The sequence below is a fragment of the Herminiimonas arsenitoxidans genome (genome assembly GCF_900130075.1).
Taxonomy (GTDB): domain Bacteria; phylum Pseudomonadota; class Gammaproteobacteria; order Burkholderiales; family Burkholderiaceae_D; genus Oxalicibacterium; species Oxalicibacterium arsenitoxidans.
In genome coordinates this window covers 715,605-739,127 of the sequence record NZ_LT671418.1, presented here as the reverse complement: position 1 = coordinate 739,127, position 23,523 = coordinate 715,605, and the positions used below count along the sequence as shown (strand labels likewise).

At 52.3% G+C, this 23,523-nt stretch carries 22 protein-coding genes; 9 read left to right on the top strand and 13 right to left on the bottom strand.

Translation table 11 applies throughout. The annotated features are described in order from the left end of the window. Positions 1 to 334 precede the first annotated feature (334 nt). Together BQ6873_RS03455 and BQ6873_RS03450 are read left to right on the top strand one after the other, a co-directional pair. Positions 335 to 559, top strand: a complete 225-nt coding sequence (locus BQ6873_RS03455; protein ID WP_076591406.1) for a glycine zipper 2TM domain-containing protein — start codon at positions 335 to 337, stop codon at positions 557 to 559. 30 nt (positions 560 to 589) lie between these two features. Beyond that, entirely contained in the window at positions 590 to 784 is a 195-nt protein-coding gene (locus BQ6873_RS03450) for a hypothetical protein (RefSeq protein WP_076591405.1), read from the top strand. A gap of 206 nt (positions 785 to 990) precedes the next feature. On the opposite strand, the gene BQ6873_RS03445 is transcribed toward BQ6873_RS03450, so the two are convergent. Beyond that, positions 991 to 1,200 carry a hypothetical protein gene (locus BQ6873_RS03445; RefSeq protein ID WP_076591404.1) on the bottom strand — a complete coding sequence of 70 codons (210 nt, stop codon included), beginning with the start codon at positions 1,198 to 1,200 and terminating at the stop codon, positions 991 to 993. A gap of 47 nt (positions 1,201 to 1,247) precedes the next feature. Continuing rightward, positions 1,248 to 1,526, bottom strand: a complete 279-nt coding sequence (locus BQ6873_RS03440; RefSeq protein ID WP_076591403.1) for a hypothetical protein — start codon at positions 1,524 to 1,526, stop codon at positions 1,248 to 1,250. 245 nt (positions 1,527 to 1,771) lie between these two features. On the opposite strand from BQ6873_RS03440, the gene BQ6873_RS03435 reads away from it, so the two are divergent. Continuing rightward, positions 1,772 to 1,990: a glycine zipper 2TM domain-containing protein gene (locus tag BQ6873_RS03435; RefSeq protein WP_076591402.1), complete on the top strand. Its 219-nt coding sequence runs from the start codon at positions 1,772 to 1,774 to the stop codon at positions 1,988 to 1,990. A 259-nt stretch (positions 1,991 to 2,249) separates the two neighbouring features. Then, positions 2,250 to 4,673 carry a penicillin-binding protein 1A gene (locus BQ6873_RS03430; RefSeq protein ID WP_083664370.1) on the top strand — a complete coding sequence of 808 codons (2,424 nt, stop codon included), beginning with the start codon at positions 2,250 to 2,252 and terminating at the stop codon, positions 4,671 to 4,673. 164 nt (positions 4,674 to 4,837) lie between these two features. Here BQ6873_RS03430 and BQ6873_RS03425 read toward each other — a convergent pair whose 3' ends face one another. From BQ6873_RS03425 to BQ6873_RS17880, 3 genes are read right to left on the bottom strand one after another with little or no spacing between them, the layout of a single operon-like run. Then, positions 4,838 to 8,917: a GLUG motif-containing protein gene (locus BQ6873_RS03425; protein WP_076591401.1), complete on the bottom strand. Its 4,080-nt coding sequence runs from the start codon at positions 8,915 to 8,917 to the stop codon at positions 4,838 to 4,840. Positions 8,918 to 8,932: 15 nt separating this feature from the next. Next, positions 8,933 to 10,045 carry a ShlB/FhaC/HecB family hemolysin secretion/activation protein gene (locus tag BQ6873_RS03420; RefSeq protein WP_083664369.1) on the bottom strand — a complete coding sequence of 371 codons (1,113 nt, stop codon included), beginning with the start codon at positions 10,043 to 10,045 and terminating at the stop codon, positions 8,933 to 8,935. Further along, positions 10,018 to 10,608 carry a POTRA domain-containing protein gene (locus BQ6873_RS17880; RefSeq protein ID WP_157889110.1) on the bottom strand — a complete coding sequence of 197 codons (591 nt, stop codon included), beginning with the start codon at positions 10,606 to 10,608 and terminating at the stop codon, positions 10,018 to 10,020. Before BQ6873_RS17880 ends, BQ6873_RS03420 begins: the two co-directional genes overlap by 28 nt. 116 nt (positions 10,609 to 10,724) lie before the next feature. Between BQ6873_RS17880 and BQ6873_RS03415 the strand changes: the two genes are divergently transcribed. After that, positions 10,725 to 12,539 carry an ATP-binding response regulator gene (locus BQ6873_RS03415; RefSeq protein WP_231949216.1) on the top strand — a complete coding sequence of 605 codons (1,815 nt, stop codon included), beginning with the start codon at positions 10,725 to 10,727 and terminating at the stop codon, positions 12,537 to 12,539. 31 nt (positions 12,540 to 12,570) lie between these two features. Here BQ6873_RS03415 and BQ6873_RS03410 read toward each other — a convergent pair whose 3' ends face one another. The 3 genes from BQ6873_RS03410 to BQ6873_RS03400 are packed head-to-tail and all read right to left on the bottom strand — an operon-like array spanning position 12,571 to position 15,610. Beyond that, positions 12,571 to 13,218, bottom strand: a complete 648-nt coding sequence (locus BQ6873_RS03410) for a response regulator (RefSeq protein WP_076591399.1) — start codon at positions 13,216 to 13,218, stop codon at positions 12,571 to 12,573. A 12-nt stretch (positions 13,219 to 13,230) separates the two neighbouring features. Continuing rightward, the gene (locus tag BQ6873_RS03405; RefSeq protein WP_231949215.1) at positions 13,231 to 14,001 is read right to left on the bottom strand and encodes a hypothetical protein; all 771 of its coding nucleotides are present in this window, start codon (positions 13,999 to 14,001) and stop codon (positions 13,231 to 13,233) included. A 43-nt stretch (positions 14,002 to 14,044) separates the two neighbouring features. Next, the gene (locus BQ6873_RS03400) at positions 14,045 to 15,610 is read right to left on the bottom strand and encodes a sensor domain-containing diguanylate cyclase (RefSeq protein WP_076591398.1); all 1,566 of its coding nucleotides are present in this window, start codon (positions 15,608 to 15,610) and stop codon (positions 14,045 to 14,047) included. Between the two features lie 254 nt (positions 15,611 to 15,864). Between BQ6873_RS03400 and BQ6873_RS03395 the strand changes: the two genes are divergently transcribed. Beyond that, positions 15,865 to 16,443, top strand: a complete 579-nt coding sequence (locus BQ6873_RS03395) for a TetR/AcrR family transcriptional regulator (RefSeq protein ID WP_076591397.1) — start codon at positions 15,865 to 15,867, stop codon at positions 16,441 to 16,443. Positions 16,444 to 16,562: 119 nt separating this feature from the next. After that, on the top strand, positions 16,563 to 17,048 hold the full coding sequence (locus BQ6873_RS03390; RefSeq protein ID WP_076591396.1) for a hypothetical protein: 486 nt from the start codon (positions 16,563 to 16,565) through the stop codon (positions 17,046 to 17,048). A gap of 139 nt (positions 17,049 to 17,187) precedes the next feature. On the opposite strand, the gene BQ6873_RS03385 is transcribed toward BQ6873_RS03390, so the two are convergent. Beyond that, a complete protein-coding gene (locus tag BQ6873_RS03385) occupies positions 17,188 to 18,276 on the bottom strand; it encodes an NADH:flavin oxidoreductase/NADH oxidase (protein ID WP_076591395.1) in 1,089 nt (362 codons plus the stop codon). Between the two features lie 92 nt (positions 18,277 to 18,368). Between BQ6873_RS03385 and BQ6873_RS03380 the strand changes: the two genes are divergently transcribed. Both BQ6873_RS03380 and BQ6873_RS03375 read left to right on the top strand, forming a co-directional pair. Further along, positions 18,369 to 18,674: an ArsR/SmtB family transcription factor gene (locus tag BQ6873_RS03380; protein WP_076593912.1), complete on the top strand. Its 306-nt coding sequence runs from the start codon at positions 18,369 to 18,371 to the stop codon at positions 18,672 to 18,674. A gap of 14 nt (positions 18,675 to 18,688) precedes the next feature. Continuing rightward, complete coding sequence (locus BQ6873_RS03375) at positions 18,689 to 19,030, top strand: hypothetical protein (protein WP_076591394.1); 342 nt, start codon at positions 18,689 to 18,691, stop codon at positions 19,028 to 19,030. Between the two features lie 86 nt (positions 19,031 to 19,116). Here BQ6873_RS03375 and BQ6873_RS03370 read toward each other — a convergent pair whose 3' ends face one another. From BQ6873_RS03370 to BQ6873_RS03355, 4 genes are all read right to left on the bottom strand, one after another. Beyond that, the gene (locus BQ6873_RS03370) at positions 19,117 to 20,619 is read right to left on the bottom strand and encodes an argininosuccinate lyase (RefSeq protein WP_076591393.1); all 1,503 of its coding nucleotides are present in this window, start codon (positions 20,617 to 20,619) and stop codon (positions 19,117 to 19,119) included. A 194-nt stretch (positions 20,620 to 20,813) separates the two neighbouring features. Beyond that, positions 20,814 to 21,473 carry a dihydrofolate reductase family protein gene (locus BQ6873_RS03365; protein WP_076591392.1) on the bottom strand — a complete coding sequence of 220 codons (660 nt, stop codon included), beginning with the start codon at positions 21,471 to 21,473 and terminating at the stop codon, positions 20,814 to 20,816. 28 nt (positions 21,474 to 21,501) lie between these two features. Continuing rightward, positions 21,502 to 22,014: a peptide deformylase gene (def, locus tag BQ6873_RS03360; RefSeq protein ID WP_076591391.1), complete on the bottom strand. Its 513-nt coding sequence runs from the start codon at positions 22,012 to 22,014 to the stop codon at positions 21,502 to 21,504. Positions 22,015 to 22,063: 49 nt separating this feature from the next. Beyond that, positions 22,064 to 23,506 (bottom strand): efflux transporter outer membrane subunit, encoded by a 1,443-nt coding sequence (locus BQ6873_RS03355; RefSeq protein WP_076591390.1) that lies wholly within the window; start codon positions 23,504 to 23,506, stop codon positions 22,064 to 22,066. Positions 23,507 to 23,523: the final 17 nt, after the last annotated feature.

Genomic DNA, 23,523 nt, shown 5'->3' with positions numbered 1-23,523 from the left:
CTCATGGTCGCTTTTTTTACAGCTCTGAGAGATTGCTTCTGGCCGTTTGTAGCCAGTCGGAACGCCATCTGAATCATCACAAATACAACTTTTAAATGATGCTTGTCGGTCATTTGAGTGCACATACTTATTTAACGGTTCTGACGCTTTCTTCATGCCAATAGCGTGGTTCGAAGAAACATCAATCTGCGTGCTCCGCATTAATTCATTCTGAATGTAAATGTTTCTATGGCTTACGTGCGTCATCGCACGGACGAGACAAATTTTTCGGACTATCTTTAATGACAGTTGCAGGTATTTCCTTGTAATCAGTTGTGTAAAAAGAGGTCTTTCAATGAAAACGATACAAAAATGTGTGTTCGCTGTCATGGCTGCTGCAGTGTTGTTGAGTGCAGTTGGTTGTGAAGGCATGTCCAGACGCGACAAGAATATGGCCGTTGGTGCCGGTGTTGGTGCCGTCGGTGGTGCAGTTCTTACCGGTGGTAGTGCACTGGGCACAGTTGGTGGTGCTGCTGTTGGTGGCGTTATCGGTAACGAAGTTGGCAAGGGTAATCGGTAAAAATTCGATAATCGATTTTAAGGAGATGGAATGATCAAATATAAACGCAGTGCAGTTGCCGTATTGGCGATCGGAATGTTGGCTTTGACTTTATCCGCATGCCAAAAAGAAGGCCCTGCAGAGAAAGCTGGGAAAGAAGTTGACCAGACAATGAATAAAGCCGGTCAGCAAATTGAAAAAGCTGGCGACAAAATTCAAGATGCCGCAAAAGATGCTCAGAAATAGAGCGTCAAAGCGATATTTGCGAGTGTAATTGGCTACTGCCTAGATCGATGATCGGTATGATGAAATACATACCTGTCATCAGTCTCAACTTATAAAGCAGGCAGTGCTGAGCGGCATCGAAGCAGGTCCATTTATTGAGTAAATCCTTGGGCTAAGGATAAGTACAACTCAATAAATTGGACTGTTCTGCAGGCGCGGGTTGCAGCTTAATGCTGCGATACAGATTTAGATGTACGTGCGTCGGATTGATCGTTGCCTATGCCGAGCGTCATGAGCGCCTGAATTTCAGGGCTTTTCGAATGATCTGCGGACTGCTTGCTATATGTCTTTGCAAAAGCTTCTTCAGCATCGCTACGTTTAATACCATTGTGTATCAAAGCACCGATCCAACGGTTACGCCAATAATTTGCACTCATGCCTTCCATTTTCCTTTCTAAATATAGCTAGTTAAATATGCAGTCGCTTATGCTCTGCGATCAATAAAATCCCGCGCGATGGCTATGCCGCCTTGCAAACATAGTTTGGCCGTCGGAAAGCAGCGTTCAGTCGGCACCTGCAGTTCTCTGAAGCCGATGGAAAGCTGCTCCGTCGCGACGATGCGGGGCGCATAAACGCAAGCACCATCATCAAAGCGAGAGCTTCCAGAAATTTCGACCAATATCTTCCAGCCTTTATACGCTTCGCGATGTGATTCCATGATCGTTTGATCTGTAGGTGTCGGCAGATAGTGTGTGGTGTTCATGACGCCAATTCGAAAGCAGTGATGGAGGAAGATTATATCTCGCTATGTTTATTGAGATACAGCGAAAGTTGATGTTCTGCAGAAATTCTGGTGGTGGAGCAAGTCAAGTACAGGTCGTTGCAGCCAGCAGTCGACTTGTTGAACACAGGCAATGATTTGTATTTAGTACAAATTGTCGGGAATTTTTCTACTCTCTTTACGGTCAGTGGCAGGTATCCAGCTATTAACCAAGAGAGGTATTTGTAATGAAAATGATGCAAAAAGTTGCGTGTACAGCAATGATTACAGCGGTATTGCTGAGTGTCGCTGGTTGTGGCGGTATGACCAGACGCGATAAGAACATGACTGTTGGTGCCGGTATAGGCGCGGTCGGCGGTGCGATTCTGACCGGCGGCAGCACGCTGGGTACTGTCGGTGGCGCTGCGGTTGGCGGCATTATAGGTAGTGAGATTGGTAGAAGGTAAGCCGTAAATCGGTGATCGACATACATGAACTGCATGTCGCTCACCGATTTCCTTCTATAAGGCAATAGTTCGTGTTTCTGAAAAGAAGCACGGTTTCTGCCGATTTCAGAGGTATTTCCCCTATGTTGCAGAGATCAAAAAACCGTCAAAACGAACATGCATAAAAGAAATGCATTTATAGCAAGATAACAATTGGTTTCAACTCAAAAGCTCAATGCCTGCTAAAGTTGCGACGCACAAGACTTCATAGGGGATCGCGTTGCGGTTTTTCTCGTACATTTCATCACACATAGTTGCCTGGTCTGAACGACCTACCAATATCAAGCTCCGGCAAGCGGCCATCGCTGCCTTCATCGCTTCCATCTTCGTAGCCATCCTGGGTGTCGCTTACACGCTGCTGTTTATCGTGCCGAATCTGCCGTCCATTGATGCGCTGACTGATTACAAGCCCAAGATTCCTCTGCGTGTCTATACCGCGGATAACGTATTGATCGGTGAGTTCGGCGAAGAGCGCCGTGACTTCGTCTCGGTTGCGAATATTCCGGCCAGCATGAAGAACGCGATTATCGCGATTGAAGACAATAACTTCTACGAGCATGGCGGTGTCGATATCCTCGGCGTGGTTCGCGCCGGTTTGGCCAATATGGTTCGCAGCCGCTCGCAAGGCGCATCGACCATTACGATGCAGGTCGCACGTACCTTCCTGCTCACACGAAAAAAGACTTACAGCCGTAAATTGCAGGAAGTCATCCTTGCATATCGCATTGAGCAGAACCTGACCAAAGACCAGATTCTTGAGCTGTACATGAATCAGATCTATCTGGGGCAACGCGCTTACGGCTTCGGTAGTGCTTCACGGATTTACTTCGGCAAGCCTATACAGGATCTGACGATTGCAGAATCGGCGATGCTGGCTGGCATACCGAAGGCACCTGCCAGCGCCAATCCGGTTGTTAACATCAAGCGTGCAACCGAGCGTCAGCAATACATCCTCAAGCGCATGCACGAGCTGAAGTTCATCACCGATGCGCAGTACAAACAGGCCGCGGCTGAAAAGCTCAATGTGCTGCCAGACGGCAATCGCTTCCGCACGCATGCAGAACATGCGGCAGAAACCGTGCGTCAGTTCATGTACGCACAATATAAAGACGAGATTTATACCAGCGGCTTTAGCGTCTACACCACGCTGACCAAGGCCGATCAGGATGCAGCCTACGATGCTGTGCGACGCGGCGTGCTCGACTACGATAAACGTCACGGCTATCGCGGCCCGGAAGCGGTGATCGATTTGCCGACCGATGCAGAAGATCGCCAGCAAGCAATCGACGACACGCTGGTCAAATATCCCGATAGTGACGATCTACGCGCTGCCGTTGTGACAGACGCTTCCGCCAAATCGGTACGTGCAGAATTGCTCTCTGGTGAAAGCATAGAAATCACCGGCGACGGTTTGCGCTTTGCCGTAGCTTATTTGTCCGACAAGGCAACTGCGCAGAAAAAATTGAAGCCGGGTGCAGTCATCCGCGTGGTGCAAGATTCCAGGAAAAAATGGTCCATCTCGCAATTGCCGGAAGTCGCCGCTGCTTTTGTTGCTGTGAATGGGCAGGATGGTTCGATACGCGCATTGGTCGGTGGCTTCGATTTTGCGATGAACCAGTTCGATCACGTCACGCAAGCATGGCGTCAACCTGGCTCCACGATCAAACCTTTCGTCTATTCCGCTGCGCTGGAAAAAGGCTTCTCGCCTGGCACCATGATCAACGATGCGCCTTTGGCTGAAGACAGCGATTCGGAGCAGGGCAGCAAGGCCTGGAATCCGGGTAACGATAACGGTAAATACGATGGCCCTGTCACCATGCGTACCGGTTTGAAGAGATCGAAGAATCTGGTCTCTATCCGCATCCTGCGCAAAATCACGCCAGCGTATGCCAAAGAGCATTTGGAGCACTTTGGCTTTGATCCAGACAAGCAACCGTCCAATCTGACCTTAACGCTCGGTACCGGCTCGGTTACACCGCTGGGCATGGCAGGCGCTTATTCGGTATTTGCCAATGGTGGCTTCAAGGTCACGCCTTATCTGATCCAGAAAGTCGTCGATGCACGCGGCAAGGTCTTGATGGAAGCAGAGCATCCGCAAGCCGGGGATGAAGCCGCACGCGCAATCGATCCGCGCAATGCCTTCCTCACTGATTCGATGTTGCGTGATGTCGTACGTTCCGGCACCGGTTATATGGCGAGCCAGAAGTTGGGTCGCAGTGATCTGGCAGGTAAAACTGGTACCACTGATAACGCAATGGATGGCTGGTTTGCCGGCTATGGTCGCGACATCGTCGCAGTCGCATGGATGGGTTACGACAAACCACGTTCACTCGGCACGCGCGAATTCGGTGGCACGCTCGCTTTACCTATCTGGATCGACTACATGCGTACCGCTTTGCGCGGCAAGCCTGAGTTGGCTCCCATCGTTCCACCGGGCGTGACGCAGGTTGATGGCGATTGGATGTATGACGAATACGTCAATGGCGATTCGGTCAAATCGCTGGATATCGATGAGCAGAAGAGTTTCTGGGAACGAATGTTCAATACTGCTCCGAACACAGAACCGCAACTGCAAGCGCCACCAGCGAACATCACGCCGGAAGACAAAGATAAAAAACGTCTAGACGATTTATATCGAGGCTAACAGATAAGATCGCCATCCTTGGTCGCAAGAAATTGCAAACCCTGGATGGCGATGCTGTAGTAATTGATGGCAATAAAATTGACCATCAATACTGATAGAAACATTCCAGTTACTTTAAATAATTCGCCTTAAAAAATACGTATAAGTATTTGATATTGCATTATTTAATGTCCCAATCCCGCTGGCAAACGCATGCCGCCATCGACGATCGTCAAGATATCTTTTTGTTCTGCAATCTGCACCGCTTCGTCATTGTCGAGTGCGCTATTGAGTGCTGATTGATATGTCGGCAGGCTGCTTGTGTTGCCAGAAGTCGTGGTGGGAGCAGGATGGTAGGTCGAACTCACAGGGGCATAGCTAATGTCATATCCTTGCTGACCCGAATACAAACCGGAAAACACGAGTGCATTACCGATTACGTTGTAGTTCAGTTGTCCGGATAGCGTCGCCGTCGTATCGGATAAGGTATAAGGCACATTGCTACCCGTCGCAGCGCCATTATGTATGCCGTCCATAGTGACCGTGACTGCTTTCAGGGAGCTGCGCAGTAATGGCGTGCTGTTCCCTTCATAGATACGCCAGACAGAACCTGTACCACCTTGCGCATCGATATCGCTACCCCATGATGCAAAGGTAGACAGTTGCGTCAGTTCGGCAAAGGTTTTCGCCGTGCCCGCGACACTCCCATTAGTGGGTGGATTGATCGGGTTACCGTTGGCATCGGTGGTAGCGTAGAAGCTGTCGCTGACGCCGCCGTGGCTAAAACCAACTAGCCAGCCGGCATTGTTGCTGCCTCTGGCGTTGCCAGTGGTATAGGCGTTGTTGATGCTGCCGCCATTAAGTCCAACCAGTCCGCCGATAAAGTTGTTGCCGATTACGGTGCCGGTAGCATAGACGCTGCTGATGTTGCCCTCATTCAACCCAACCAGCCCGCCGATTTGATCGCCGTCAGGATATCCACCGATGAGATTGCTGCCACTCACGCTACCAGTAGCATAGGCGTTGCTGATGTTGCCAGAGTTTTTGCCGACCAGCCCACCGACGACATTATCGCCACTCACGCTGCCAGCAGCATAGGCGTTGTTGATGCTGCCGTTGCCGAGGTTGATGCCGACGAGCCCGCCGACGTAGTTATTGCCGTTCACGCTGCCAATGGCATAGGCGTTGCTGATGCTGCCGTTGTTGAGGCTGTAGCCGACGAGCCCGCCGACGTAGTTATTGCCATTTACGCTGCCAGTGGCATAAGCGTTGCTGATGCTGCCGGTGCCGTTGACGCCGACCAGCCCGCCGACGGAGTCGCTGCCATTCACGCTGCCAGTGGCATAGGCGTTGCTGATGCCGCCGCCGCTCCAGCCGACCAGTCCGCCGACGAAGTCTTTGCCGCTCACGCTGCCGCCCAGCAAGCCGATATTACGGATCAAGCCACTGCTAGCGGTATATCTAAACAGACCCACATAGTCGGTTGTTGGACGGTTGATGAATAGATTGCTGATGGCGTGGTTCTGTCCATCGAAGGTGCCGGTGAAACGGTTGGTGTTGTTGCCAATCGGCGAGAAACCAGCCGTAGTCCACATGCCACTGGGACTGCTGCCATTGGTTTCTGTTGCATTGATATTGCCGGACAGGGTATAACTTGCGCTCAGATTAAGTGCCATCAACTGCAACTGATGTGTGTTGCGGATAGTGGTGGAATATTCGCTGTAAAGGAAGGGACGAGTAGAACCTTCTATCATGATCCATTGCGGATTGCCGCTGCCATCTCTTGCTACCCATACGCCCGAGCCGCTGGCCGTTTCGCTCCAGGTACCCAGATTGGTGTAGTTGGCGTAACTGTAAGCGCTAGTGCTGTTGACTGCGGCGATGTTGATGCTGCTGCTACCAGTGTCCTGACCAATGGCATTGATCTGGCCTGTACTGTTTTGATCCCAGTATGAGTTGCTGGCATTGCCCTCGCCATCGATGTTGTCGTTTCTGCCGATCAAACCACCAACTCTCATGTTGCCATTCACGCGTCCAGTCGCATAACTGTAGTCGAGGTTACCGATGTTATGTCCGACCAGACCGCCGACCCGGTCAGAGCCGTTCACACTGCCGGTGGCATAGGTATAGCTGATATCCCCCCTGTTTTGGCCGACCAGTCCGCCAGCGGAATAATCAGTGCTGGTCACGGTACCCGTGGCATAGCTTTGTCTGATGCTTCCATCATTGCCGCCCACCAAGCCACCGATGACTTGATAACCAGATACGTTGCCGCTGGCATAAGCGTTATTGATGCTGCTCTGGTTCCAGCCGACGAGTCCACCGACACTTTTATCACCAGTCACGTTACCGATAGCATAGGCGTCACTAATGTTGCTCTCGTTGTAGCCGGCCAGACCGCCGACTTGCTGAAGGCCCGTCACGCTTCCGGTCGAATAGACATTGCTGATATCGCCCTGGTTCCAGCCGACCAGCCCACCGACGCTGGTGTCGCCGCTTACGTTGCTGGTGGCATATGCATTGTTGATGCTGCCGTGGTTCCTGCCGACCAGCGCGCCGACTTGAATGTTACCGATCATGCTGCCGCCCAGCAAACCAATATCGCGGATCACACTGTTGCTATCGGCAAAGCGGAATAGACCAATATTATTGGCAGTACTGTTGATAGTGAGATTGCTGATGGTGTGCCCCAATCCTGCAAAACTTCCATTGAAGTTATTGTTGAGGCTGCCGATCAAGGCATCGGTATAAGTCGTGCCGCCAGCATCAAGATTCTGCGCCAGCGCATATTTCCCGTTCAATCCTGCATTGATTCCGATTAGGTCCGCCATGCTGTGAATCAGCATGTAATTGTCGGCATTGATTGCCAGAGTCGCGTTCGCACCGCTTAGCGTAATCGGTGCTTTGACGTGGTAATCGGTATTGGCGGTCGCTGTTCCTGCTGTCGTGTAATTACCGTAGTTCAGTACCAAGCCTGCTGCATTGCCGGTAGCGGTAATGCTCTGGTTGATGTTGATATTGCGCTCAGCCGTCAGTGTCAAAGTGTTGTTGCTGCTCCAGCTAATGGCGTCGTTGACGTGAATGTCGCCGTTGCCGCTAGTTGCACCGCTGGTGCTTTGAATTTCAAAGTTGTTGTTCTGCACCGCATTGGATACGGCAGCACCCGTCATGTCGCCACCGCTGGCCGCAATCGTGAAGTCATTCGGATCGATCAGCCAGGTTCCGGTCTGGCCGTTGGCGGCCTTGGTCGTGACGTGAGCGTTATCGCTTATTTGGACTTTGGCAGCGCTGGTTTCAATAAAGCCACCATTGCCATTTTGCGCACTGGCATCCAGCGTACCGCCGACTTTGGTCAGGCCATTCTGCATATCACCCATCAACATGATGGTGCCGTTGCGGTTGTCTACTGTTCTGGCTTCGATCACGCCTTCATTGTTCACCACCGCTTGAATCAGACTGTCTGCCGCTTTAGCTGTCAGCAAGACGTGACCACCATCGGCCTGTATCAATTGCTTGTTCTCGGCCAAGGCATTGAGCGTGCCTTGATTGACGGTGACGCTTAACAAACCATCACCGACAAAGTCCAGCGTCATGTCACTACCAGCCGCCAGCGTCACATTGCCGAGTTTGGCTGCGAGCGTGCCTTGATTGCTGACTTGTCCGCCGAGTAGCGCGATGTAGCCGCCATCGGCGGCGGTAATGCTGCCTTGGTTGATGATCTTGCCTGTGCTGTTGGGTGATGCAGTGAATTGATATTTGCCGGCATTGAAATCGGCATCACTCAAGTTCAGCGTCGTTGCCACCAAACCGCCAACGTTGACGCTGGCACCAGCACCGAACAGCACACCATTCGGATTCAATAGAAACACTTGCCCATTGGCGTTGAGCTTGCCGTAGATCTCGGTTGCGCCGCTGCCGATGATGCGGTTCAGCGCAATCGAGTTGCTGCCGGGCTGGATGAAGTTGACGGTTTCGTTACCGGCGATATTGAAGCTGCCCCAGTTGAGCGAGAGCTTGTCGCTGTTCTGCGTAATGGTAGTGACTGCGCCGTTAGTCGCGATGTGGCCGTTGCCGCTGGTGACAACGCCATCGGTCGGTGCGGCGAGGGCGTTTGCAGCAAAGCTTGCCAGTAAAGTTGTGCCGAGCAGGACTGCTAGTGATCGGGTTTTGCGCCCATTACTTTTGCTCTTGCCGCGTGCATTCTCGGGCGCAACGACGTAGGCGCGTTGTAGTTCGTTCCAGACCAGACGGTAGCAGTGGTTCATGATGGTGTTCCTTTATTAGAAGCTTTTGGCAAATTGCAGCCAGACTCTGGGTAATTTGTCTTTGTCGGAAGTTGGTTCGTCATCGGTGCGCCATGCGACAGTGGTTTGCAGGCTGTAGCCATCTTGATTGGCCCATTTGATCCCTGCGCCGACGCCGGATAAATTGCGGCGGTTGTTGCCATCGGCGGCTATCGGCTTGTGATTGATGCGACCTTGCGCAGCGTCGTAGAACAGCATGGCTTGCCATTGCGCAGCGAAGGCGTAGCGCAGTTCCAGATTGATGAGCCAGGCATCGTCGGCTGGCGCTTCGCCTTGTGGATAGGCGCGCACACCGTAGGAGCCGCCGAGCGACATCTTCTCTGCAGAATCGAGATTATCGCCGGCCAGTTGAGTGCTTAATTGGCCATACAGGCTGAGTTGTTCTGTGAGTCTTTGCAGGCGCAGGGCTTGCAGATTTGTTTTCGTGAAGCGTCCTTGGGTACGATGACCGATGGCATCGAGCGAGGCGCTGGCACTGTCGAGTTGCAGATCGCCGACCGTCACACTAAGGCTGGCTTGATTGATACCACCGCCGTTGAATTGATCGTTACTGTCGCCAGATACGCCGAAGGTGAAGTTGTTGAGCTTCTTGTTGCTCTCCGTTCCGATTAAGTCGATACGATCATTGAGCACTTTGTGATCGAAATTGATCTGACCATTGAGGTTGAAGGCGCGGCTGCGTATGAATGGATGCGTGAGAAAGAGGCTGGCAATATTCGCCGTGCCGTGTGCATCCAGCCGTTTAAAGTCTTCGCCAAGTTTGTATTGCATTGCTGCATAGGCCACGCCGAGCCGGGTGCCTCTATCATTGAGCAGGAGTTGGTAACTTAGGCGTACGTAGTTGAATTTTTCGCCGGCAGTGGTGCTGCGTATTTGCAGCGCATCACCCAGTCCAAAGGGATTATTCAAGGTCAGATTGCCGTTCAGGCGATATTCGCCGGAATAGCGGTTGCCGAAGTTGTCGACGCTGATATCGGCGTCGAGCGGCTTACCATCCTTGATCAGAATGTCGAGATCGGTGGTGCCGACGGATGCGCCAGGGCGCAGGCTGGAGCGTACGTCTATGCCGGGCGTATCGCTGAGCAACAAGAGTTTTTTTCTACTTCGTCGCTTTTAAGCGCACGGCCGCTGCTGATGCTGGTCAGCTTGTTGCCGATGGTGGTATCGGCGATACGGGATTGATTATTCAGTTTTATCTTGTCTAGACGGCCTTCCAGTATGCTGATTTCTACCTTGCCATCCTTGATTGCTTGCGCCGGCAAATACGCGCGTGCCAGCATATAGCCTTGCTGCCGGTAGTACTGCGTAATGCGTTGCGCGGCCTGTTCCAGCTCGGCCAGACTGTGCTCGCCGCCGATCAGATCAGCGACCAAAGGCTGCAGTTGCTGTTCGCTAAAGGCTTTCGTGCCCGTGATCTGGATGGCGCTTACCTTGATGCGAATATCTGTCGGTAAGGAGAGCGGTGTACGTACGGTTTCTTCAATCGGCAGGGCTTCGATGCTGGTATTTGGCAGCGTAACTGGCGGCTTGATCTCTTCGAGCAGGCGTCCGGCATTAGGTATGCCTTGTGCCAGTGCAGGAATGGCGAAAAAACTACCAAGCAAGGCTGCTGTGAGTGGCTGCAAGGTGCGAATGACGGGGTGATGCTTCACTGTTTTTTCCTGAATTTGCATGGGTGATGCAAATATCTTAGGAAAATTGTTCGGATTGCGCATACGACTAAAGTCCTATGTGCAGAACTTTATTTTGTGTAAAACTCGGCCACATGATGCAAAACCATAAAGACCAGAACGCGCACGCAGACGCAATTTTTATCGCTCAGATGGCGATATTGCGACGCAATTTCCCTTTTGCCTTGCTGGGTTCTTTACTGACGGTTGGTTTGATTGTGATCGCCTTGTGGAATGTGCTGCCGCAACGTGAATTGATAGCGTGGCTGGTGTTGAATATTGCTGTAATGGCGTTGCGCATCGGTGTTATGCGTACTTACAAGGTCGCACAGAATGAAGTGCTTGCGCTACGCCGTTGGGGACAACGCATGCTGTGGTGTACGGCCTTGGCTGGTGTGGTGTGGGGACTGCCTTATGGCTACTGGTTGTTTCAGGCACCATTTGAATACCAGATGTTCATGATTATCGGTTTGCTCACGCTGGGTACTGGTGCGATTTACGCTTACTGCATTTACATGCCTTTGTTGCTCGCGTTTGAAATACCTTATTTTTTACCGTCCTTCATCGCTCTGGCGGTGGATCCAGACATCTTGCATCATGTTCTGGCTGCTGCCGGCATGCTCTATCTATTTGTGACGCTGGCCTTTGCGCAGCGCATGTACCGTACTCAGCGTGATTCCCTGCAAATGCGTTTTGAAAATCGCGATCTGCTCGAACGGCTGGCAATTGAGAAAGAAGCAGCTGAGCGTAGTAAAGAGGCTGCCGATCGTAGCAATCAGGCGAAATCGCAATTTCTCGCAGCAGCCAGTCACGATTTGCGCCAACCGGTGCATGCGCTGAGTTTGTACGTTGGTGTGCTGCGCGAACAAACCCTGAATGCAAAAAGCCGCCAACTGGTTGATCACATCGGGCGTGCTACCGCTGCGATGGGCAGTTTGTTCGATGGCTTGTTGAATATTTCTCGCCTGGATGCAGGGGTGATCCGGCCGCGTCTACGCCATTGTTCTTTGACGGCTTTGTTCAATCAACTACAACTGGAATATGCACCACAGGCCGCGGCTAAATCCTTAATCCTGCGATTGCATCATGCTTCGGTGCCGGCGGTATATTCCGATCCGGTTTTGCTGGATCGCATCTTGCGCAATCTGGTCGATAACGCCATACGCCATACGAAACGCGGTGGCATATTGATCGGCTGTCGTCGTCGCGGTCAGTTCTTGCAAGTGGAAGTGTGGGATACCGGTGTGGGAATCGCACCGGCAGACCAAGAGAAAATTTTCATGGAGTTTCATCAGATCGGCAATCCTGAGCGTAACCAGAACAAAGGTTTGGGCTTGGGATTGGCGATTGTGCGTCGTACTGCGGATTTGCTCGGGCATCGCCTGACTCTGCGCTCAAGACCAGGTCGCGGTAGCGTTTTTACACTGACCTTGCCTTTGTTCGACGAAAAGGGTGTGCACGCTTCGACTACGATCACGCCACCCATCAGTCTTCATGACGATGCGCCGCAAGGAAAAACCATCTTCGTGATTGAAGACGACGAAGACAATCTGCAAGGTGTGCGCCTGTTGCTGGAAGCGTGGGGCTATCAGGTGGTCGCGGGAGCCAGTGGTGATGAGATCGTGCAAGCGGCAGCCAATTGCACGGATACGCCTGCATTGATTTTGAGCGACTTCCGCTTGCGTGATCACGAAACCGGCATTGCCGTGATTGATCGCCTGCATGATGAGTATGCTGACGACACCATTCCTGCCATTTTGATGACTGGTGATACCGATCCACAACGCTTGGCGGAAGCTTCCGCACGCGCATGGCCTTTGCTGCATAAACCGGTGGATGCGGCGCATCTGCGCCAAGTCATTGTAGAAACGATTGCACAAGCTGCGCGCTCGGCTGATCGCGCAGTGCAATAAGCTATTTAGCGTTTCACTATATTTTTTGCTGTTATTTGGGCTTGCCGAGCAAGCCGCCGCGTCGCGCAATCAGTGCCGCTTGCGTGCGATTGCGGACATTCAAGGTGGCGAAAATGGCAGAGAGGTGAGCCTTGATGGTTTTTTCAGTCGTGCCGAGCCGGGTGGCAATATCGCTATTAGGACAACCTTCGCACACGAGCAATAAGGCCTCACGCTGTCTGGGAGTAAGGTTGCTTAACAAGGTCGCATCGTCAGATTGTTCTGCCGGCGGCGTCGATAGTCCGTAAGCCGTTGGTACATAGCGTCCACCGGACATCACGGTAGACAAGGCTTCCAGCAAAGTGTGGCTGTCGGCAGATTTGTGGATGAAGCCGTTTGCACCAGCCGCCAGCGCATGATGTACGTCATCCGAATCTTCCGACGCGGACAAAACCAGGATGCGCATGCCGGGACGCGCTTGACGCAGGCTATGCAGTAAAGCACTACCACCAATATCGGGCAGATAGTAGTCCATCACAACCGCACTGATTTCCGCATGCGTTTCCAGAGCGGTAATGGCTTCCATACCGTTGGATGCTGCGAGTATCTGCAAGTGGGGAGCAACCTGTGCCAGCGCCAACACCATGCCTTCACGGAACATGGTGTGATCGTCGATCAACAGGATGGTTGATTCAGGCATGGGCTTTCTTTTTTACGGAAGGAAGGGCAAGGATAGCAGACGCAAGCCGATGGAGAACCAGCGTTCTTCGCTACCGCTGCCAAGACGATTGCCGTAAGTAGTATCGATCTGCACGTGATTCGGTACCAGCCAATGGCGCACGCCTATCTGGAAGAAAGGCCGCCCCGCACTTTGATCAAAGGTTTCTGCAATCAGCCATGTGCGATCAGTGAGCTGTGTCTCTGATCCAAGACCCCATGTTGCACGATCACGATTATTTGGTTTGTCATGCAGCCAGCCGACATTGGTATGCAGGACGAAGCGGTCATCCTTGAACGAGAAGCTGGCCGGAATATAAGCGTAGGGCGAGCTGATCAAATGACGATCGGTATTGGATACTGGTTGAAACGAGTTGCCGAAGGCGAGGCCGATGCCCCAGCCATTTGGCTCCAGTGTTTTGAACAAGGTTTTACCTTGCACCACCATGCTTTGTGTTTGTGTGCCTAAGGTGTCGTGTATCCGCGATCCGCCCAGACTTACTTCCAGATTGCCGGTGAAGTTGCAGGCAGGGATCGCCCAGTATTCTGTACTGTCACGGTTCCGCTTGCCCCAGCTCTCTACCTGGCAGGCTTTGGCATCAACGATACGTGCATCATCGGTAATCATCGGTCGAGCAGCGTATGCGCTTGTTCCGCTGAACCCAATAGTGAACAAACTCAGTGCAAACAGTGTGCACGAAAGCAGTGGCGAGGTATTGCCAGTAGATAGTAGCTTGCGGATAAAAGGCATCTCTTTTGTTTTCATTCCTGGATTACCTTGCAGGTAAATATTTTTCTTATCGATTAAATCAGCCTGTCGTGGCTATCGCCACGCGTCGCCGTCCCAGACTCTTGGCTTTATACATGGCGCCATCCGCACGATGCAGTAATGCTTCGCTGGTCGTGCCCGAGTCAGGGTAGGCTGCAACGCCGATACTGGCGGAGATATGCGCCGTCAATGCATCCTTGATGACGTAAGGCGCGGATACGCTCTCAACCAGTTTTTCTGCAACGATGCGTGCGTCGTCCAACCGTGCACCGACCATCACCATCGCAAATTCATCGCCACCCAAACGCGCCACGACATCAGAATGACGGCTGCCGGCCTTGAGGCGAGCAGCTACTGTACGCAACACGTTGTCACCGGTTTCATGGCCGTATTTGTCATTAACAGCCTTGAATCCATCCAGATCAATATAAAGGATAGATAAGACAGCATTATTACGTTCGCACAATGTCAGTTGCTGGCTGACGATTTCATGGAACAAAGTGCGATTCGCCAAGCCGGTCAGTTCATCATGATTGGCTTGGTGCTGTGCTTGATGCAGCATTTCCGATGCGCGGATCAGCGATGCGCCGACTTCGTCTGCTTCCCGTAAATGCAGTGGCGGTACGGTGACAACTTCGCCTGTACCTAGCGCCAGTGCCGGGCCGGTCAAGCCATGTATGGAATCTGCGATGCGTCCGCCTATCAACCAGGCTGCGGTCACGCTGCTCGCCAAGAGAGCGATGGTGGCAAAAATCAGCCAGAACAAGGTATAGCGCAATTCGTGCACGATGTTCTTGGTTGGAATCCCGATTGCCAGCGACCAGTTGGAAAGCTTGGAACGGCTGAAGACGGTTTGCACTGCCACGTCGTCGTAGGTCACGCTTTCAAATATGCCTTCTTTGCTGGTTTGCAGGTGTTTGATTACTTCAGATACGCCTTTTTTGCCTATCAAATGCGGACTATTGCCAGTTCTGGCAACGATGGTGCCTGTTCCGTCAAAAATCGCAGCAATCCAGCCTTCAGGCATTTCTTGTTGTCGCAGCAGTTTGTCAAAGCGCTCCGGGAAAATACCAGCGCTGAGGCTGTAGCGCGCTTTTCCCTGATCTAAAACAGGGACGCCTATGGCAAACATATTCCGTTGCGTAATATCGCCGCGGAATAAATCAGAAATGACAGGTTTCCCCGTTTTGAACAGGGTTTCCAGCTGAATAAATCTTCTTTTTCCGTCAAGAGGGTCGCCGAAGGTGCGACGGGTATTGAGGAGCTGCTTGCCTGTAACGTCGGCAAGAGCGACGTTGATATCGGACTGATCCCGCTGATTTCTCAAGACTTCTTGCGCTTGCATATAGAAGTCGCTCAAATCGTCGGAGTCCAGGTAAGGGGACGTCGCGAGTGCTGTCAGTGAGGATTCGATGCTGGCGAAATCGCGGTCTACGGCCGACATCATGGCGCGCGCCATTCCTAGCGAGTTGAGCAGTAATTGGTCGCGCGCACGTTGATAATCATGCGCGATTAGCAGGACGGCCATTAACGCCGCGGGGACCACGCATGCCATCACGAGTAAAACCAGCTTTGAGCGGATAGTTGGCGCGAGCTTGGTTTTCATTCTCTACGGCAATAAGAGGCAAGAGGCGGTGAAAGAGCAGGGAAGCGCGAATTCTATAACAAGTCCTCTCTTCACCTGGGGTTTTATTGTCAAAAATAGAATTTACTATTGGCAAGCTTTTGTTAAACGGCAACGGGCAACAGATGAGGTGACAGTTCGTTTGGGATTGAAAGCTGGGCGCGGTTCGTTATCTATCGGTTGTGGACATTTCGATTAACTTGACTGCATACCTACTAGTAAGTAGACTGCTTGAAATGAAGCCAAACAATACATCTGACGAAATCATTAATTGCGCCCGTTCGCTGATAATTTCCGGTGGATATAACGGCTTTAGTTACGCCGATATTGCCAAAGTGGTTGGAGTACGCAATGCGACCATTCATCATCATTTTCCAACTAAATCGAATTTGGTTCGAGCACTTATAGTTAACTATCGATGGGAAGCTCAGCTGGGTATAGCTGAGTTAGAGCGCAATGTTCCTGAGCCAGTTGAACAGCTTCGTGCGTACATTCAATATTGGGAATCCTGCATCGCTGACTCTAGTGCCCCGTTCTGCGTATGCGCATTGCTCGCAACTCAATTACCTGTTCTTCCTGAAGAGGTTGCACTCGAAGTGCGCGCACATTTTGGGACTCTGTCGACTTGGTTGGCTTCTGTCCTGGAGCGTGGTGTTGCACAAGGCAAGATACGACTAACTACGTCAGCTAGCATCGAGGCTGAAGGTTTTATGGCTACGGTGCATGGCGCCATGCTCTCAGCGCGTGCTTACGACGACGCGAAAATATTCAGTGTGATCACCCAGCCACTGCTGAAGCGTCTTCTGGAAATCTGACGCTATCAATGGTTATAGGGCACAACTTCGCCTTTTTGCCTACCAACTAGTAGGGATATTGTTGGATAGATTGTTTTTAATTTGCAGCTTCATTTGATCAAAAGACGAAAGGAATCACCATGTTTGGAATATCACCCTTAGGCTGGTTACATACACTGGGCAGCCTGCCTGCCATCCCTTTAGCCATATACATGTTTGTACGGTATGGCAGGATTACTCCTCGTAATGGGGCAGGCATTGCGTACTTTATTTCGATGCTCATAGGGGCGCTGACGGTATTTCTTGTTGCGCACCAAACAGTGAGTTATGGCATTGCCATTGTTACGATTCTGTTTTTGGCGATCGGTTATGGAATAGCGCACATGACTTCTTTGGGACGAGCAGCCATTTACATCGAAACGATTTGCCTCAGCCTTACTGCCTTCTTACTGATGGTTCCTACCGTAAGCGAAACGCTGCGCCGCGTTCCGAACGGCCATCCATTCGTGACTGATCCAAAGTCTCCATTGCTACTCGGATCACTGGCCGGTCTCGCCGCTATTCTTATCATTGGAGTGACTGCTCAACTATTATTTTTGCGCAAGAAGAGCAAGTTATCCAGTTGATGCGATTGGAGTACTAGCAGCAAGTACTCCTTCATACCAGCAGGCTAGTCGAAGCAACTCGATATCTTGTCAACGTGCGCGGAGCTGAGGCAGCAGCGATGGATGGCATCGCTGCTGCACACAATCTCCGAGCAATTGATTAATAACGTTCCAGCCAATGCGCGTAGGGCGCTGGCAAGGTCCACGATGCACGTTCGACATTGAGTTCTTTCGCTGCCGCATAGCTCCAGTGTGGATTGGCCAGATGTGCGCGTCCTACCATGACGAGATCCAATTGCTCTTCTTCGACGACGCGTGAGGCGATTTCCGGCGTGCCGAAACCCCATGCCGACGATACCGGCACATCCGCTTCGCGACGCACGCGTTCTGCAATGGGTCCCAAGAATGCTGGGCCCCAAGGAATCGATGTTTCTGGAATCGTGAATCCGACGCTGACGCTGATCATGTCCATGCCGGCCTTTTTAAACTCGCGTATCAGCGCGATCGATTCAAGCAGCGTTTGTTCATCGCGTCCGTCGTACTCGATCACACCAAAGCGTACGGTCAATGGCAGGTTTTCCGGCCAGACTGCGCGCACTGCACGTAATGTCTCCAGTAGGAAGCGGGCGCGGTTTTCGGCGCTGCCACCATAGATGTCATCGCGCTGATTCGAATGCTCGGAAAAGAAACTCTGTGCCAGATAACCATGTGCGAAATGCAGTTCCAGCCATTCAAAGCCCACGTTGCGTGCACGCACCGCAGCATCAACGAAGTTCTGGCGTACGCGGGCAATGTCATCCAGGCTCATCGCTTGTGGTTGTTTAGGCAAGCCTTTGCCGTATGCGATCGCTGACGGCGCGATGGTTTGCCAGCCACGTGCGTCGCCTTCGTCGATATGATCGTCGCCTTCCCATGGGCGATTGGCGCTGGCTTTACGTCCTGCATGCGCGATCTGGATTCCCGGTACTGAACCTGCGGCCTTGATTGCCTGCACGACTGGCACGAAGGCTTGCGCCAACTCATCATTCCAGATGCCTGTGCAAGCGGGGGTGATGCGTCCTTCGGGGGCAACTGCAGTCGCTTCAACAATCACCAGTCCGGCACCGCCGCGTGCAAGGCTGGAGTAATGAGCAAGATGCCAGTCGTTGACCATGCCATCAACGGCCATGTATTGGCACATAGGTGGAATTGCAATGCGATTACGGAGGGTAACGTCTTTGAGTGTGTATGGCTGGAATAGGGCGGACATGGTGACCTTAAATATGTGAGTGATATTACTTCGTTAGTTCGTATATATACGAACAATGGAAGAAGTATAGCCGAAAGTGTATGATGCTGCTTATGCGACCCTTTAAACATCCTGCCGCCGATGAGTTGTTACTCGAACGCGTGCTGTACGCCTTGAGCGATTCGATACGCCTGGACATAGTTCGGCATCTCGCCCGTGTGGAAACCGCGTCCTGCGGTGAGCTGGATGGCGGACGTCCCAAATCTACTGTGTCCCATCATTTCAAAGTGCTACGCGAGTCCGGTCTGGTCCTCACGGAAAATACCGGCACCATGCACATGAACACGCTGCGGCGTGCTGACATAGAAAGCCGATTCCCAGGGTTGCTGGCAGCGATATTGGCGCAACAGGCACCTTGAGTCTTTGAGGAAAAATGAAAACATTAATTGAAGTTTCGGGTTGCTTCCCGGTATTGAATGCCTTGAATGAGCAGCAATTCATCAACGCGATAGAACCGCGCTTGATCGATATACGCAATCCGGTGACCGGTCTGCAAATTGATTTGTTCGGCAAAGTGACCGCGCTCACAATTTCCCGGGAGCAGGGGATAGTGACTGCGGAAATAGAAGTCCCGGACGCGTTCCTGGTGCAGCACAAACTAGAACAAGATCAGTTGCGGGAGGTTTTAGTCGGGCGCATCAGCAAGCTCAGACATCCCGCAACTGGTGCTATGGCCAAGGTAGAAGCGTGTTTAGCTCAGGATAATGCAGGTTAAATTTCTTGATAATTAAATTCAAATAGATTCGATATCTATTTGAATTTAAACAAAATAATATTAATTAACAATTGCCTCTTGGCTACCTATTTGTTGCTCTTCGGAAGTTTGTCAAAATCCTGGTCAAGTTTGGCTAATGAGGAATTGATACGGGCTTGCCTTTCCTTGATCCACGCGTCCTGCTGCGCAAGTCCTTGTTTGGCCGCTTTCAGCATGCGCACCATTTCAGCCGGTTGAGGGCCGCCGACAGTTGCGCGGTTCTTGATGATGGCGAGTGGATTCAGCGTTGCGCGAAACTCTTCCTCACTCATCGGTAATTCATCATTACCGTGTCCTTTCAGGGCTTCTGCATAAATACGTTTTGCCTCGCTATATGGAAACTCGCTAGGCTTGATGTTGTTTGTTTTCGCATAATCCACGATCTCTGACGCGAAATGATGGCCGGCACGGAAGGGGAATTTGTACTTCCGCATCAAGACGTCGGCCAGTTCCTGTGAAGCCGTCCAGTCGCTATTCAACTCTTCCAGCGCGCGTTCTGGGCTGATGACCAAGGCGTTCAGGATAGTGTCCCAATTCTGCAATACCTTGATGGCGCTGTTGATCATCGCGCTATTTGTCTTGGCATCCTTGGGATCCATCATGCCGGGAGGAATGTTGTGCGCTTGCAAGATGGGTCCCATCGCCAATGTGATGGCGGTTGACGCATTTTGTCTAGCTGAGTTGAGCAAGCCCGGATTGCGTTTTTGCGGCATTGCGCTAGAGACATATGTATTTCCGCCGCCTTCCTGCAGCAGCATCCAGGGACGCGGTTGCGCGTACTGGGTCATGATGTCTTCGATGTAAGAGCCTGTGTGCAGCGCGATGCTGGTCACTATCGAGCCGGCTTCGACCGGATAATCGACCGAGGCAATCTGACCGGCGTCGTAGGCGTTATCCACGATGTTGGAAAAGCCGAGGTAATCGGCCATTCTGTTGCGGTTTAACGGCCAACTGCTGCCATTCAAAACAGTTGTGCCCATCGGTGAGCGGTCAAGGCGGGTATAGGCTTCGCGTATGCGTTGTGCGTCACGATCGAGCCCGGCGGCATACCCAAGCAGATAGTGACCGTAACTATTGGGCTGAGCCGCCACGCCATTTGTGTAGTTGGGGACGATGGTATTAGCGTGCCGTTCAGCCAATTTGACGACAGTGCCGGACGTCTTGTTAAGCTGGCTGGCCAATCTGAGCATGTCTTCCCGCATGATTGCTGCGCGCATGGTGGCATGCATATCCTGGCTTGAGCGACCAGCATGGAGCAGGGTGACTTCCACGCCAGCGGCTTCTATCAATAGTGGTTCAAACTCAATTACCCGGGCCGGACGCTTGCCGCCTGGCTGGTTGCCGTCCTTGAGAACTTTGCTTATGCCTGAAGTAATGCGCGGCACCATCGATTTGTCCAGCAATCCTTCTTCGGAGTTGATGACAGTCGTGGCTTTATTGATTTCACCTAACCAGAAGAACTCGTCACGAGGACCGGTTTGTTGGGCAAATGCAGTAACTGCTTGAGTGGAAATGATGAGGGCAAGGGCGGAAACGGTGGTTTTCAGCATGGAAGAATTGTCTCGTAATTGTTATCAATGGCACTGATAGTTTCCAATGCTCGGGATCTGCATTTATAGCAGATTTGATTAATGCGGAGATTTTTTGCGCAGAGCTTGGAGAGAAGCGCGTGATGGGAAATGCTTTAAGCAGGCTGTATGACTTGTTTCCATCTTGCGCCGTAGGCGTGCCGTTAATGCAGTTGTCAGGCGGCATTAGCCTTTTGGTGGCGGAGTACAACGTGGGTTGCTTTCTCCGATCCCACGAACTCGACGCATTCATATCCCAGAACCCGCAGGTCCGCCCCGTCGAACAAACGCTCGCCCCGGCCGAGTAGGACCGGCGAGATCGCGATATGCAGTTCATCAATGAGAGCCTCTTGAAGATACTGTCGAATCACGTTGGCTCCTCCTCCAATGCGTACATCCATGCCGTTCGCGGCTACGCGAGCTCGGTCTAGTGCTTCGTGTATGCCACCCGTGACGAAGTGAAACGTCGTGCCGCCGTCCATCTGGATAGATGGACGCGCGTGATGCGTCAAGACGAAGACTGGAACGTGATAGGGCGGGTTGTCTCCCCACCAGCCTTTCCAGTTCATGTCGGGCCAAAGGCCGCGGATCGGTCCGAACATGTTCCGCCCCAGAATCCACGCTCCGACGTTCTTGAATCCGCGCGCGGCAAAATCATCGTCGACACCGGTCGTGCCATCGCCTGCACCATGGATCTGCTGGAATGTGCGTGTCGGGATGAGCCACTGGTGCAAGTCCGTCCCACCCACGCCGAGCGGATGATCGATATCTTGATCCGGTCCCGCGCCATATCCATCTAGAGAGATCGTGAAGCCTTCAACGCGAACGCGTGTCATTTTTTGATTCCTTCATTTGAACTGATGTTCATCGAATAGGAGTCCGGTGCGATTTGGTCGATTGGGCACGGGAAAGTATGCGTCGCTGATTTAGTGGCGACAAATGCTCGACAAACACCATGCCTTGTAAGTGATCCATCTCGTGCTGTATGCACATGGCTTTTAAACCATCTGCCTGAATTTCTATTGTTTTGCCGCTCAAGTCGAGTCCGCGCACGCGTATCCAGGCAGCGCGTTTTACTGTTTCGTACACATCGGGGACGGATAAACAGCCTTCTTCAAACTCGGCGCTGCCGCCCATTTTGATTACGGTCGGGTTGATCAATACCAGTAGCTGGTTTTGTTTTTCGGAAATATCTACCAGAATGATGCGCAGATGCACGTTCACCTGTGTTGCCGCCAAGCCGATGCCATCGACCGCATACATGGTCTGCGCCATGTCGGCGACTAGGCGACGGATATCCTGATTGATCTGCTGTACCGGCTGTGCGACGGTGTGCAGACGCTCGTCGGGATATTGCAGGATGGATAATCTGGTCATGATTTACTTTAGCTAATTCACATTCAAATGTTGTTACAAGTATTTGAATTTATTCTATTTTTGTTTCTTGTTTGGCTTTGCTGGCATTCGGATTATCGACTTCCCAGCGACCGGCGATGTTCTTCAGCAATATATTCACTGCAGCCAATTGTCGGTTCTGCGTGCTGAGCAAACTGTTCTCACTCGTCAGCGCAGTGTTCTGCGCGATGACTACATTCAAATAGCTGACGGTGCCAGCGCGGTATTGATCCAGCGTAATTTCCAAGGTGCGTTGTGCGGCTTCCAGACTTTCTCGCTGCAACTGTGCTTCTTGCTGCAGTTGCGCGGCAAGGATCAGATTATCTTCTACTTCCTGCAAAGCCGTCAGCACGGTTTGACGGTAAGTCGATGTGGCCTGGTCCGCGGCACTTTGTGCCTGTGCGCTGGCCAACTGTCTTTGCCCGCCATCGAATATGGCTTGTGCCACCGATGCACCCAGCGACCAGAACAGGTTAGGTGCACTGATCAAATTATTCAACGAGCTATTCTGATAACCACCACCCGCTGACAGTACCAGCGATGGGAAGTAGGCAGCATGCGCGACACCAATCTGGGCATAAGCTGCGGCGACCCGTCTTTGCGCGGCGGCAATATCTGGCCGACGTTCCAGCAAGGTAGTCGGCAACATCTGCGGCACCAGCGGCGCTTGTGGCAAGGCGGCATTGCGCTCCAGTGCCAGCGCCGAAGGTGGCACGCCCAGCAATACGGCAATCGCGTGTTCGAGTATGGCGCGTTGCGCGACGGCTTCTGCCAGTTGCGCCTGTGCTGCCTTGAGCTGAGTTTGCGCCTGCAAGACATCCACCCGTGCAGCCACGCCGCCGCCATAACGGAATTGCGTCAGATCCAGTGAACGCTGGTAAGCCACAACGCTGCGTTCCAGTACGACCATCTGCGCATCTGCTGTACGTAATGAAAAGTAGGTTTGTGCCAGCGTAGCCTGGGCGGATAAGCGCGCAGCAGCCAGATCGTCAACACTGGCTTGCAAGCTAGCTTGCGCACCGGTCGTGGCTTGCGCCAGGCGGCCCCAGAGGTCGACTTCCCAACTGGCATTACCGGATAGGGAAACGTTATTGCTTGGGTTCTGTACAGCAGTCGAACGCGTGGTGCTGGTCGCGTTGCTGCTGCGTGTGCCGTCCAGTCCTACCGATAAGGTCGGCAGGCGCGCGCTATAACTGGCGGCGACTGCAGCGCGAGCGGCGGCAACTTGCGCCACCAGAGACTTCAGGTTTTCATTGCCGACCACCAGCCGGCTTTCCAGATCGTTCAGGACTGGGTCCTGAAACAAGGTCCACCAATTATCCGGCACATTAGGCGCGCTATTGGCAGTTCCTTCTTGCCACAGTCCGGCTTCCTTGTATTGCGTCGGAGCGGCTGCCACAGGCGGCGGAGTTGGTGCCGTGGCGCAAGCTGCCAGCAGCAAAGTGGGCGCGATTAATAAGAAGTAGGGGCGCATAAAAAATCCTTTAAAAC

Coding starts and splice junctions, on each gene's coding strand:
- BQ6873_RS03455 (WP_076591406.1), top strand. CDS start 335: ATGAAAACGATACAAAAATGTGTGTTCGCTGTCATGGCTGCTGCAGTG.
- BQ6873_RS03450 (WP_076591405.1), top strand. CDS start 590: ATGATCAAATATAAACGCAGTGCAGTTGCCGTATTGGCGATCGGAATG.
- BQ6873_RS03445 (WP_076591404.1), bottom strand. CDS start 1,200: ATGAGTGCAAATTATTGGCGTAACCGTTGGATCGGTGCTTTGATACAC.
- BQ6873_RS03440 (WP_076591403.1), bottom strand. CDS start 1,526: ATGAACACCACACACTATCTGCCGACACCTACAGATCAAACGATCATG.
- BQ6873_RS03435 (WP_076591402.1), top strand. CDS start 1,772: ATGAAAATGATGCAAAAAGTTGCGTGTACAGCAATGATTACAGCGGTA.
- BQ6873_RS03425 (WP_076591401.1), bottom strand. CDS start 8,917: ATGAACCACTGCTACCGTCTGGTCTGGAACGAACTACAACGCGCCTAC.
- BQ6873_RS03415 (WP_231949216.1), top strand. CDS start 10,725: ATGCAAAACCATAAAGACCAGAACGCGCACGCAGACGCAATTTTTATC.
- BQ6873_RS03410 (WP_076591399.1), bottom strand. CDS start 13,218: ATGCCTGAATCAACCATCCTGTTGATCGACGATCACACCATGTTCCGT.
- BQ6873_RS03405 (WP_231949215.1), bottom strand. CDS start 14,001: ATGAAAACAAAAGAGATGCCTTTTATCCGCAAGCTACTATCTACTGGC.
- BQ6873_RS03400 (WP_076591398.1), bottom strand. CDS start 15,610: ATGAAAACCAAGCTCGCGCCAACTATCCGCTCAAAGCTGGTTTTACTC.
- BQ6873_RS03395 (WP_076591397.1), top strand. CDS start 15,865: ATGAAGCCAAACAATACATCTGACGAAATCATTAATTGCGCCCGTTCG.
- BQ6873_RS03390 (WP_076591396.1), top strand. CDS start 16,563: ATGTTTGGAATATCACCCTTAGGCTGGTTACATACACTGGGCAGCCTG.
- BQ6873_RS03385 (WP_076591395.1), bottom strand. CDS start 18,276: ATGTCCGCCCTATTCCAGCCATACACACTCAAAGACGTTACCCTCCGT.
- BQ6873_RS03380 (WP_076593912.1), top strand. CDS start 18,369: ATGCGACCCTTTAAACATCCTGCCGCCGATGAGTTGTTACTCGAACGC.
- BQ6873_RS03375 (WP_076591394.1), top strand. CDS start 18,689: ATGAAAACATTAATTGAAGTTTCGGGTTGCTTCCCGGTATTGAATGCC.
- BQ6873_RS03370 (WP_076591393.1), bottom strand. CDS start 20,619: ATGCTGAAAACCACCGTTTCCGCCCTTGCCCTCATCATTTCCACTCAA.
- BQ6873_RS03365 (WP_076591392.1), bottom strand. CDS start 21,473: ATGACACGCGTTCGCGTTGAAGGCTTCACGATCTCTCTAGATGGATAT.
- def (WP_076591391.1), bottom strand. CDS start 22,014: ATGACCAGATTATCCATCCTGCAATATCCCGACGAGCGTCTGCACACC.
- BQ6873_RS03355 (WP_076591390.1), bottom strand. CDS start 23,506: ATGCGCCCCTACTTCTTATTAATCGCGCCCACTTTGCTGCTGGCAGCT.